Raw genomic sequence first — 12,214 nt, 5'->3', positions numbered from 1 at the left:
ATGCCACTTTCTCTAATACTTGCCCTTAAAAATAGGTTAATGGCGGTAGTCATATTTAAACCTAAACTAGAATAGATTTTTTCAGCTGCCTCTTTTATTTCTTTATCTGTCCTTATATTCAAATTTGTTGTAGCCATTTCATCATCTCCTTAAGGATAATTATATAAATTTTTCGTGCAGTGTCAATACAATGTCATTATTTAATGTTTATATAATATATGTAAATAATCCTTACACCCTTTAATAAAAAAAGAGCAGCCTTGTAAGCTACTCTTGTAGAAAGTACAAAATGAGTACATTATATTTTGTGTGCCTCCTCATACCAGTTGCAAAACTACTCTTACATCCATGTATTTTTTTTGAGTCTTTTTGACAAACCCTTATTCATCTTTATCAAAGACAAAATGCTTATAGGTATAAGAAAAGGACCTACTTTTGTAGATGCTAAGGATCTTAAACTTTAATATACTTAGTCGCTCTTCCACTACCGATTTGTTTAATTAAACCTCCATCTTTTAGTTCTTTTAATGCTCTCTCGATGGTTCTCTTTGAAATATCCGGACAAAGTATAACAATATCAGATTTGGATAGCGCTTCTAGGGAGTTTTCAAATACCTTCATTACTCTTTCGGCAGATGTCAAAGATTTCTCTCCTATTATCTTAAATCTCTCATCACATTCACTATATGCTTTGTAAATGACTGATAACATATATTTTATAAATGGTAACTCGTCGTTATCTCCAGTGTGCCAATTTTCACTTGAAGCTTGTAATTCTTCATAATACAAATCTTTCGTATCTTCGATGATCATTTCTAAAGAAATATATTTTCCCACAAAAAAACCATTTTGGTAAAGAAGTAGCAGTGTTAATAGTCTTGACATTCTCCCATTTCCATCAGAAAAGGGATGGATACACAAAAAATCATGAACTACAACCGGAATTAGTAACAATGGTGGTATGTTTAAACTGATAGCTTCATCGTAAGCAATAATCAATTCGTCAATATAATTTTCTGTTTCAAACGCTGATACAGGCTGAAATCTTATTCTTTTCTCTCCAAGTTCGTTAGTTTCAACGATACTATTATCCATCCTCTTAAATTTACCCTTATGACTTTCGCCAGAGTAGGAATATAATCTATTGTGTAAGGTCAAAATATTATTTTTCGTGAGTCCAATGTTCTCATAGTTTTCATGAATGATATCGAGTACTTCTCTATAGCCATAGATTTCTTCCTCATTTCTATTTCTGGGCTGGCTTTTTTTATTCATCAATTCTTCTAATCGACTATCATTTGTAGAAATTCCTTCAATCGCGTTTGATGATTTTGTCGATTGAATCTTAGCGACTTCTACCATTTTTTCAAGTACATCCGGGAAATTAGATACATACAGTTCCTGTTTCCCCTTATACTCATATATTTTTGATATCAAATCATACATCTTTGCTGGAATATTTAAACTAAGTAATTTTGAATAATTAAATTCTTTCATGAACTCCCCTGCCTTTATCGCCATTATACCTTATTTGGCGTATATAAACCAATATCAGCTAGATAAAAATCGCCATTTTGATGAATTTGGCGATGATACATCAAAAATGGCGAGATTAAAATACTGTCAATCTGAACTGCCCCCACAACTTAGACAAAAAATCTAACTATTGGAGGTCAGTTTAACAAAAAATCCGTTTAGATTATTATTATCTTGGTATAGTCGCATTACTTACATTAGATGCCCTGCAAACATTGCTATAGGAAGTAATAAGATTAACAGAATATTCAACACTATAGATAACCTATCCTTTTCCCTTACCCCAAATATTAAACCTATTAGTCCAATAATTGGTCAGACAAACATTGATGTGAGTCCAGTTGGTCTTATACTGGTATAGCTTTCAGACATATCGACTGGAAGTAGGTAAGAAAGAGCAAAAATTGCGATTTCAACTACAAATAATTTTTTACTTTTTTCCTAATATACTTCTCTTACTTTGAACTTATATTGTTCGAATTAAATCTATCGTCGGTCTGTCTAAGATTCTCTTTAAGGAGAAATGGTAGATGATTAGATTAATACCATAGACGACTAATGAAAATCCTAAGAAACTTTTATAGTCATAATATTTTATTAGAGTACTCATTCTTAAATCAGGAGCTATTAATGATATTACAAACATAACTCCTAAACTCACAATAATAGAAATAGTAAAGGACTTTACCTGTTCTCCAATAAACTCCTTTTGATAAATACTCTTTAACTCATCCACGTCCATCCCACATGAGTACAGACTTCCGATTTCTTTTTTTCTGCTCATGAGACTTAAATTAATGGATGAATAGCCGTTGGTGATATTTAGTACAAAGATGATTGATGCAATTCCTATTACAATTTTTATTAGACTTTTCAAATCATTATATTCATTTTTTGCGGTTTCCTCACCTGTTGTGATATTAAAGCGATCTTCTGGTGAGATTTTACTTCTAATCATGGCCTCTACATATTCTTTTACATCTTTGGTATCCGAATCTTTTACTTTCATATTTAATGTATAGGCATAGTTTTTATTTTTTTCATCGCCGGACTCTTCCATAAGTTTAAAATAAGTGTCAAAATCTGTATAAATTTTTACATCGAATGGTCTTGTTTTTGACTTATATTTTCCCAAATCTGTTATTGTCTTTGAAATTTCAATCGTCTTCTTATAATGACTTGCAAAGTTAATATCTAGACTCTGTGGGTTTTCAAAATATAGAATTCTCTTCGCCTTAGCTATTGGAATAGAAGAATCTTCTTGAATTGTATTGTAGAGGACAAATTCACCCTTCTTTCCTCCAAGTTCTTTTAAATCTTTTTCTTCCAAGGCGATGATAAATCCATCCATACCCTTTGCTTTATATTTTTCTATATTCTTTCTAGCTTCCTCATCTAAACCTGCTGCCTTTGCTTCCTTTGAAAATTCGTTAGTGTTTTCCACTTGAACATATTTATATTTTGAAATATAAGACTTGTCGTTAGGAATTTTATCTACAATTTCTTTTAATATTTTTGGGACTTGATTCTTTTCACTAAAATAATCCACGGAAAAATTATAGCCAGCATCGTAATGCGAAAAATCTCTGTAATATGTTGAGATGCCTATGATGATTATAAACACTGAAATTATAATTATTCCTATTGCAGAAATATATCTCTGTGATTTTATTGAAGCTAAGTTATTGAGTTTTAATTCCTTCCAAAAATCTTTGGCTCTTTTCTTCTTTGATTTGAAAAAATCTATATTCCCTCTTATGCCGTCTATAATGTTTATTTTAGAAATCTTTTTCGCAGGGGATTTAATAGCTAGTGCCACAATTGTAAAAGAAACCAAAAGTATTGCTAAACTTAGTAAGGGATTAAATTTTATAACTTCAAAAGCACTTACTCCTTCACCTATTGTTATATTTTTATACAAATAATATATGAATGAAAATCCTGCAATGTGTCCTAAGAGTATTGGAATTGCAGTTATAATAAGTCCTTCCTTTAGAAGTAAGAGATAAATTTGTCCATTGGTAGATCCTATAGACTTGTAAATGGAAAGTTCTCTAATTTTTCTTAGCCCCCAAACCCAAAAGATGTTTTTTATAAAAAACACAAAGACCAATATACATCCAAGAACTGATAGAACAAGAACAGCTGTGCTCATTATATTTTGTAAGGGTTCGTTTTCTACTCCGTAATAGTTTATAAGACTTTCAGAAAATTCTAAAGTAACTTTTTTACCCAAAGTCTGATTGATTTCTTCTTGAATTTTATCTCTATCTCTGTAAGCTTCTTCGAAAGAAATAAACTTTATAAATGTTCTAAATGTAGGTATTTTATCTTGTAGCCCTAGAGCAAAATTTAGTTTGCTGTATTTATTGTAGACATCTCCGTAAACACCAACTAAAGTAAAACTTTTAGAACCTTTGCTCTCAAATTTTTCTCTGCCAGTATTTGCACTTGTGGGGCCTATCTCTTCGCCATTTAGAAACCTTTTGCCCAAATCAAGTTCTAGCTTGTCGCCTATTTTAAGTTTATTTTTCTTTGCGAGGCTTTCAGATAGTACAATTTCGTCTTCCTTTGTAGCAAATCTGCCTTCAATAAGTCTTGAATACTCCCTCATCTTATTGATAGCTTGGTCTTGGTAGTTGATAACGACTAAATCGTCGCCAAGCCTTCCGTTGTCAGGATTAAGAGACATTTTCCCGACCAAATCTATATCTTCAATGGATTTTAACTTTTCAACATCTTCATTTGAGAGTTCTTCTTTAATCTCCCCATGATAAAAGCTTGAAGCCATATAATAACCATAGTTAGCTCTCAAACTTCTGTATCCATAATAAAAAACCACAGTAAAAAACAAACTTACAATAAATAATGAGATGAAAATAGGAAAATTCTTCTTATTCATTTTTTTCATCTCCTACAATTTTTCCATCGACTATGGTAACTATGCGATTTGTTTGTAGGGCTATTTCTTCGTCATGGGTGATTAAGATAATCGTCTGTTTTAAGCTTCTATTAAAGTATTTAAAGATTTCTATAATTTCCTTAGAATTCTTCCTGTCTAAGTTGCCTGTCGGTTCATCCGCTAATATGATAGATGGATTGTAGATAAGACTTCTCGCTATGGCAACTCTCTGCTGCTGACCTCCTGATAATTCACTTGGGAAAAAGTCAAGTCTACTTTCTATACCCAGTTTTTTTACTATATCCGAAATTTCATCTTGATTGATTTTTCTTTTATCTAGTTTTAGTGGAAGTTCTATATTGTGACGAACCGTTAAATTTGGTATCAAATTATAAAATTGATAAATGAGTCCAACTTTTCTTCTTCTAAAATAGGCTAATTCTTTTGAAGAATACTTTGAGATGTCGTTACCATCTATATAAATCTTGCCATCATCTGGACTATCTACGCCTCCTATGATATGTAGGAGGGTTGATTTACCAGACCCACTTGGTCCAACAATAGCGACAAATTCTCCCCTTTCAATTTCAAGATTAACACCGTCTAGGGCAATGACCTTAGAATGACCCTCGCCGTATTCTTTTCTTAGGTTTTCTACTTTTAATATTTCCATAATGACTGCCTCCTTTTTCTTATGTCAAGGTAAGCATATAAAAGTAAAGTGATTTTTAGGTGACATTGTAAAATTTAATTTCAAATCTTGCTCCAGCATCAATATTTGAAACAGAAATTTCCGCGTTGTTTTTTTCAACAATTGTCTTCGCCATAGCAAGGCCAATTCCAAAGCCACTTGAGTCGGGTGTTTTATAAAAGCGTTTAAAGATCTTTTTAATATTTTCTTTTTCTATTCCTCCACCATTGTCTTCAATGATTAAGCTTGTGTAGAGGGGATTTTTGTAGGATGAAACCACGATTTTATCACATGTCGGTCTATTATCAGCATTCTTCATAATATTAATGAGAGCTTCTGCCAGCCAATAAAAATCTCCATTGATGCTATTTTCTTTTAATTCCGTTCTCTTTTCTACCTTCATAGATTTCTTTACATTCAAACTATCTAAGGCATAATCCACTAATTCATCCAAACGTATTTTTTCTTTTTTCATAAGATCTTTGTTCGCATCTAGGCTTGATAGTTTGAGTAAAATATCTGATAAAGCGTTTAATCTTAAGAGTTGTCTTTTTAAAACCGCTATATCAGCATTATCGGGAAAGTCCATCTCCAAATTTTCTATAGAAAAAAGCATCGATGTGATGGGCGTTTTGATTTGATGGGCAATGTCTTCTAGGTATTCAATTTGATTTTTACTATTCTTAGTGGTCGTCTCTTTGGCTTCTACTATTTCTATAAAAAGCTTGTAAATTTTGTCTTCCAGAATTGAAAAATCATCTTGCTTCATCGGAATTCTGTAGTCCTGTTTTTTCACATTTTCTATCGAATCGATAAGCTCATTAATTCTCTTTTTCTTTCTTTTCTCTAAAAAATAATAAAGAAGTCCCAGACTTATTATCCAAAATATATATTTCATCTAATCCATCCTATAACCAATTCCTCTAACAGTAGAAATAACTTCCCTATCAAGCTTTTCTCTAATTCTCTTAATAGTGGATGTGAGCGTATTATCATTTACATACTTATCCCTATCTTCCCAAAACATTTCTAACAACTGACCTCTGGTATAAACCCGATGAGGATTTTTAATAAATAAAACTAGAATTTCATATTCAAGTGGAGTTAGTTCGATTTGCTTATCTTTAAAATAAACTTTTGATTCAGCTAAATCTATTCTAATATCCTTGTAAGTAATCTTTTTGTCTTGACTTAAAGGGATTGTCCTTAAAACTACATCAATTCTCGCTCTTAAAATAGCAAGGGAAAATGGCTTTGTTAAGTAATCATCTGCTCCCCTATCTAGAGATTCAATGATAAACTCTTCATCGTTTTTTACAGTTGTTACAATAACTCTTATGTCCTTATCTTTTAATCTTTCTATCAAATGTTGACCGTCTTTATCAGGTAGATTTATATCTAATAATGCCACATCCATGTCTACATTCATCTTATAGTTTGCTTCGTAAAAAGATGATGCAAGCTCTACCTCATAACCATTATTAACTAAATACTTCTCCATTTGTAAGGCAATTTCTTTATTATCTTCTATAATCAAAACTCTCTTCATTCTAACCCCTCATGTATCAACCTTTAAAATCGATTAAAATATTTATAGCATCCATCTATCCATAAATTGAGTCTATAACCCAATCATTATGCTTCTAGTATACCATTATCGCTTTTATTAAAAATAGAACTTTTACGGATCCGCTAGTTATTGATATCACTTTTAATGCTAGATTTAAACATTACTTTTATTTTTCTTCATAATAACTCCCCTTTCCACTCCCCCTTACGGGTTTTGCTATTGGTCGTTTCCCATAAGGTATTTTTCCAATAAAACAATGGCTCCTAAGATTTTAATAATAATCTTAAGAGCCATTGTTATCGCTACGAAGCTAACGCTATATGGACTTATGTCACAGCTGATTAATAAAAGTTGACTTATTTTTATTGATAGATGAACAAATTATCTACGGTTGTATCAAGTGCAGAAGCCAATTTGAAAGCAAGTTCAAGCGTTGGATCATACTTATTATTTTCAATAGCATTCACTGTTTGCCTACTGACTCCACAGATATCAGCCAATTCTTGTTGATATAAACGCTTCTTTGTTCTAATTTCTTTTATGTTATTTTTCATTTCTTATCATCCAAATTTTCTCATATTAATTAGATATGACACATTAAAGGTGATCGATACGATGCCAATATAAATGATTGGACTCGCTTCAAAGCCAATTCTAGAATTTTGCTCAAAGAAAATATTCCAAATTATATTGATAAGAAGAACAATTATCCCAACGACTAAAGCACTTAAGGCTGATTTTTTTACAATATATCCCTTTCTCTCGTCTCCTTTTTTAATTAGTATCACTATCATAAGGAAAGTGCAAATCAATGATGCAACAAGAAATAACCAAAGGATTCCTAAAACCATTTTTTGATTAGACTCAATAAAGCTTATCGTATTCATAATTACCCTCCTAATGTCAAATTCTTTTGATATTATTATATTCCCTTAGAAAACATGTGTCAAATACTTTTGACATTTGAATCAAAGTTAAGTTTATATATCTAAAATCTCTCTTGTCTCATAAGCTAAATTACTAATATCATTTCCACTTTCACCCTATCAATGTAAAGCTTCACACCTGAATAATCTTAATTTTTTCTACTCCAGTATTATCATGAATGAAACACATACGTGGAGGTATTTTTTATGAACGCTTGTCTTATTGATAGTTTAACGATAGAATTATGATAACTAAAAAAGGAGGTCTTCTTATGAATATTCGTCCTGTTTCAGATCTAAGAAATAAATTTCCTGAAGTCGAAGAAGAAGTTATTGAATCTGGACGTCCTGTCTTTTTAACTAAAAATGGCTACGGCACAATGGTATTAATGAGCATCGATCAATACGAATCTATGACCCAAGACATTGAAAGCAACCTTGATGAAGCGGATCACTTAGCAGCTTCCACAGAGACAAGGTATAGCCTCGAAGAGCTGATTGAACAAGTCAAGGAGCGCATTAATCAGCATAGCTAACTATCAAATTCGTATTCTTCCAAGCTTTGAGGAAGATTTAAATCAAATTGTCGATTACATTGCTTTAACGCTGCCCAATCCATCGGCAGCAATGAAATTTGTAGAAAATGTTCATAAAGCTATTGAGGAGCGAACTAACTATCCTCTTAGCTTCCAACCTTTCTTAAGTCAAAAAAAAGAAAACATCCGTATTACGTCATCCGAGTTGGAAACTACTCTATTTTCTATGTGATTATTGATTCCGTCATGGAAATCCGCCGTATACTTTACAGCAAACGACACTTAGATTCTCATCTATAAAAGATAAAGCTCCTATCGCTATGATAAGAGCTTTTTTCATTAGCTAGTGACTTCAGTGTTTGATAAGGCTCGTTTATAAATCTTGAAGCAGTTCTGCAAACTATAACCCATGTCTAAAGCAATCTGTTCCCAAACGATAAAACAGACGTAACGCTTCTCTAGAATGGTCTTTTCTTCCTCGCTCCCTAGAGCTATGATGGCCTCATTGATTTCTTTTTTCAAATCCACCACTCGATCAATATATTGATTGATTTGTTCCGATAGGTCTAGCATTTTTATCAAGGTATCTTCTGTCGTTGAAGACAGCGTTTTTTTGTTTAGGAAAAGGACTTATATTGGATGTGACCTTCATCGCTAGATTTCATAAAAAATTAATATGGTGTAGTTTGTTATTAATCTGCTGACCTAGAATGAAGGCTTGTTATAAAGGGTGCAACTCATTATCTTACCCAGAAAATTCACCCCCCACATGCTGCAGAAGAGCAGGGGACCTTGAAGGTCACGGTCAACGACAATTCATTGAACCTCAAGCCGACTTTCCCAAGGAAGCTCTCCTCTCTTCAGTCAAAACTCGAAACATCTTAAACAAACAGATCCCGGCAGAAGCCTAGGCTAGAAGCACTTAAGAGCGGCGACCCTCATCTTGCGTTTAATCATCGTTATTTAATTCGAATACCCCATGATGGAGTCGCCAAATATCGATCGACTTCACTCATGGGGTATATCGGAGAAAGATTTATAGATTCTTTACGTTCAAAGCTCTAAATGCATTTAATACTGCAAGGATCGTGACACCGACATCGGCAAAGATCGCTGACCACATAGTAGTTATTCCTAAAGCACTCAAAATAAGCACCAATATTTTTATGCCAATGGCAACAACTATGTTTTGATTGGCAATTTTTAGTGTCTTTTTAGAAATATTTATTGCAGTAGCAATTTTTGATGGCTCATCCGTCATAATGACAATATCCGCAGCTTCAATGGCTGCATCAGAACCCAGCCCTCCCATTGCAATTCCAATGTCTGCACGCGCTAATACAGGGGCATCATTTATGCCGTCACCAACAAAAGCAAGTTTACCATTTTGAGATTTTTGCGTAATTAATTCTTCTAATTTTTCAACTTTATCTGCTGGTAATAGTTCTGAATAAACTTGATCAAGACCCAGCTCTTTAGCAACTTTCGTCCCAACACTTTGATTATCACCAGTCAACATGACTAATTGTTTAATATCCGCATCCTTAAGTTCCCTGATGGCCTGTTTTGCATCTGGCTTTAACTCATCGGCTATGACAATGTAACCAATATATTTGTTATCAACAGCCACATGCACGACCGTTCCAATCAATTCCCCCTCAAAATAAGGGATATCCATCATCTTCATCAGTTTAATATTCCCTGCTATCACCTTTTGGCCATCGACGGTTGCCGTCACACCATGTCCAGATAGCTCTTCGACATCAGAAATACGTTGATGGTCTATGTCCTTACCATATGCTTCTTTTAGAGAAAGTGAAATCGGATGATTCGAATAGCTCTCGGCATACGCCGTTAACTCGAGTAGCTCTTCCTTGGAAACTCCTTGTGGATGAATTTCCTGTACATTAAAGACACCTTTCGTGAGGGTCCCTGTTTTATCAAAGACAGCAATCTCAGTTTGAGATAAGGCTTCGAGGTAGTTACTGCCTTTAACTAAAATACCTTCTTTTGAAGCTCCACCGATTCCCCCGAAGAAGCTTAAGGGAATCGAAATCACTAAAGCACATGGACAAGATACCACAAGGAATGCTAGCGCTCGATAGATCCAATCACTAAAAGTCGCACCCTTTATCATAAGAGGCGGTATAACCGCTAGCAATACTGCCATTATCACCACAGCCGGCGTGTAATATCTCGCAAACTTCGTAATAAATTGTTCCGAGTTGGATTTTTTACTGCTTGCATTCTCAACTAAATCAAGAATTTTGCTTACCGTAGATTCTTCAAATTCCTTGGTAACCTCAGCTGTAATAACGCCATTAATATTGATGGAACCACTCAGGATATCACTTCCTACTTCGACTTCACGAGGGACCGATTCACCAGTAAGTGCCGATGTATCAAGCATTGAACTTCCATCAATGACCTTACCATCAAGTGGAATTTTTTCTCCTGCTGTTATGACAATAATATCTCCAATTTGTACTTCATCAGGATCAACTTTGATGATTTCATCGCCCTTTTTGACATTGGCATAATCTGGTCGAATTTCCATCAGGCTTGCAATTGACTTTCTCGACTTGCCAACGGCATAGCTTTGAAAGAGTTCGCCCACTTGATAAAAGAGCATCACTGCCACAGCTTCAGGAAACTCACCGATGAGCATGGCCCCAATGGTTGCGACACTCATTAGAAAGTTCTCATCAAAAACTTGACCTCGATTCATATTTTTAACCGCTCTTTTTAAAACATCTCCGCCGACTACAATGTAACTTATCACAAAGAGAGCGATCTGTAGCCATTCATTATTTAATTCCATCAACAGTGCGATCGTAAATAAGAAAGCAGCTATGATGATTCGCCAGAGTCGCTTTTTCATCCTGAATGACCTCCCTTACGCCTTCTTCATCCTAGTGTCCGGTTCAAATTTTTTAACTATTTTTTCGGCTTCTGCTATGATGGTTGGCATTTTTTCCTCTTCACCATCAATGACCAGTTTTGTGGTCATAAAGTTAACGGTGGCTTTTCTCACGCCATCAAGTTCATTGATCGCTTGCTCCATCTTTGCAGCACAATTTGCACAATCTAAACCATCTAAAATAAATTTCTTTTTCATGATTATAGCCTCCTAAATATTATTTATCATTTTATTTTGAATACTCCCAGTCTTGTTCGAAATTTCCTGACGCATGAATCATTGGCTATAAGGCCTCGAATCCCTGCCCAATAATCTTCCAAGAACATCCTGTTCGAGCCCATGACTACTTCTCGAATGACTACCTCTCGGAGGTATGTATGAGCCCTTGGTCAAAGATTTCCCTTACATGGTCATCAACGAGTGAATAATAGACCACTTTGCCTGCTTTTCTGTTTTTTACTAAATTCGTTTGTTTCAAGACTCTCAGCTGATGGGAAATTGCCGATTGTGTCATGTTAAGTAATACGGCGATATCACATACACACATTTCAGCTTCATGTAAAGCCCACAAGATCCTAATTCGTGTTAAATCTCCAAATACTTTAAATAATTCTGCTAGGTCCGAAAGGCTTTTTTCTTGAGGCATCTTATCTCTCACTTGATTGATAATGTCTTCGTGAATGGCATTGTATTCACATCTTTCAATGGAAGTAAGTTTTTCAGTCATCGAATCTCCTCCTTTTTAATCATTTCATCCATATAATTGAACAAGTGTTCATACGTTATAGTGATATTATATTGGTATTTGTAAATTATGTCAAGCGATATATGATCATTTGTTCAAATATTTTTATATTCTTTTGAATTTTCTCAAAAGATCGACCCAGGCATTGGTGGTATCCTTTTTTCGGTACCATCTTGCCTAGCATTTCTTTGAATAAATTTTCAAAAATAGGAACTTGGCCTTCGTTTAAGTTCTCAGTTTCTTAATCGCTTCATCGAACAAGTTATTCCCTCCCCCCTGCGGTCAGGTCCGGATCCATCAGTTTATTCACAATATTTTTGAAGATCGCCAAGATATCACTCCTGTCATCGATGATACAAAAAAACGCCCATCAAGAGCGACTAACTCT

Annotated in this window: 14 protein-coding genes; 2 read left to right on the top strand and 12 right to left on the bottom strand. The window is 34.1% G+C overall.

Annotated elements, in window-relative coordinates; genetic code table 11:
* The 8 genes from HMPREF2758_RS06490 to HMPREF2758_RS06455 all read right to left on the bottom strand — a co-directional run.
* Positions 1-137 (bottom strand): type II toxin-antitoxin system RelB/DinJ family antitoxin (locus tag HMPREF2758_RS06490; RefSeq protein WP_148128888.1); only part of this gene is annotated, 137 nt, incomplete at its 3' end.
* Positions 138-453: 316 nt separating this feature from the next.
* On the bottom strand, positions 454-1,497 hold the full coding sequence (locus HMPREF2758_RS06485) for a Fic family protein (protein ID WP_070609677.1): 1,044 nt from the start codon (positions 1,495-1,497) through the stop codon (positions 454-456).
* Between the two features lie 505 nt (positions 1,498-2,002).
* On the bottom strand, positions 2,003-4,438 hold the full coding sequence (locus HMPREF2758_RS06480; protein WP_070609676.1) for an ABC transporter permease: 2,436 nt from the start codon (positions 4,436-4,438) through the stop codon (positions 2,003-2,005).
* Positions 4,431-5,111, bottom strand: coding sequence for an ABC transporter ATP-binding protein (locus tag HMPREF2758_RS06475; RefSeq protein WP_070609675.1), 681 nt, complete (start codon positions 5,109-5,111; stop codon positions 4,431-4,433). The genes HMPREF2758_RS06480 and HMPREF2758_RS06475 overlap by 8 nt, the downstream gene beginning before the upstream one ends.
* 55 nt (positions 5,112-5,166) lie before the next feature.
* Entirely contained in the window at positions 5,167-6,027 is an 861-nt protein-coding gene (locus HMPREF2758_RS06470) for a sensor histidine kinase (protein ID WP_070609674.1), read from the bottom strand.
* Entirely contained in the window at positions 6,028-6,678 is a 651-nt protein-coding gene (locus HMPREF2758_RS06465) for a response regulator transcription factor (RefSeq protein WP_070609673.1), read from the bottom strand.
* A gap of 383 nt (positions 6,679-7,061) precedes the next feature.
* Positions 7,062-7,253: a helix-turn-helix transcriptional regulator gene (locus HMPREF2758_RS06460; RefSeq protein WP_040444638.1), complete on the bottom strand. Its 192-nt coding sequence runs from the start codon at positions 7,251-7,253 to the stop codon at positions 7,062-7,064.
* A gap of 6 nt (positions 7,254-7,259) precedes the next feature.
* On the bottom strand, positions 7,260-7,586 hold the full coding sequence (locus HMPREF2758_RS06455; RefSeq protein ID WP_070609672.1) for a hypothetical protein: 327 nt from the start codon (positions 7,584-7,586) through the stop codon (positions 7,260-7,262).
* A gap of 311 nt (positions 7,587-7,897) precedes the next feature.
* Between HMPREF2758_RS06455 and HMPREF2758_RS06450 the strand changes: the two genes are divergently transcribed.
* Complete coding sequence (locus tag HMPREF2758_RS06450; protein WP_006908624.1) at positions 7,898-8,161, top strand: type II toxin-antitoxin system Phd/YefM family antitoxin; 264 nt, start codon at positions 7,898-7,900, stop codon at positions 8,159-8,161.
* On the top strand, positions 8,124-8,393 hold the full coding sequence (locus HMPREF2758_RS08750) for a type II toxin-antitoxin system RelE/ParE family toxin (protein ID WP_231285861.1): 270 nt from the start codon (positions 8,124-8,126) through the stop codon (positions 8,391-8,393). Before HMPREF2758_RS06450 ends, HMPREF2758_RS08750 begins: the two co-directional genes overlap by 38 nt.
* Before the next feature lie 107 nt (positions 8,394-8,500).
* Here HMPREF2758_RS08750 and HMPREF2758_RS08745 read toward each other — a convergent pair whose 3' ends face one another.
* The 4 genes from HMPREF2758_RS08745 to HMPREF2758_RS06430 form a co-directional block, all read right to left on the bottom strand.
* On the bottom strand, positions 8,501-8,743 hold the full coding sequence (locus HMPREF2758_RS08745; RefSeq protein ID WP_129752993.1) for a hypothetical protein: 243 nt from the start codon (positions 8,741-8,743) through the stop codon (positions 8,501-8,503).
* Between the two features lie 454 nt (positions 8,744-9,197).
* On the bottom strand, positions 9,198-11,042 hold the full coding sequence (locus HMPREF2758_RS06440) for a heavy metal translocating P-type ATPase (RefSeq protein ID WP_016648518.1): 1,845 nt from the start codon (positions 11,040-11,042) through the stop codon (positions 9,198-9,200).
* Positions 11,043-11,057: 15 nt separating this feature from the next.
* A complete protein-coding gene (locus tag HMPREF2758_RS09130) occupies positions 11,058-11,279 on the bottom strand; it encodes a cation transporter (protein ID WP_016648519.1) in 222 nt (73 codons plus the stop codon).
* Positions 11,280-11,439: 160 nt separating this feature from the next.
* A complete protein-coding gene (locus HMPREF2758_RS06430) occupies positions 11,440-11,808 on the bottom strand; it encodes an ArsR/SmtB family transcription factor (RefSeq protein ID WP_016648520.1) in 369 nt (122 codons plus the stop codon).
* Positions 11,809-12,214: the final 406 nt, after the last annotated feature.

The organism is Facklamia sp. HMSC062C11, from assembly GCF_001810675.1.
Lineage (GTDB): Bacteria > Bacillota > Bacilli > Lactobacillales > Aerococcaceae > Facklamia > Facklamia hominis.
This window is presented reverse-complemented; position numbering and strand designations above follow the sequence as displayed.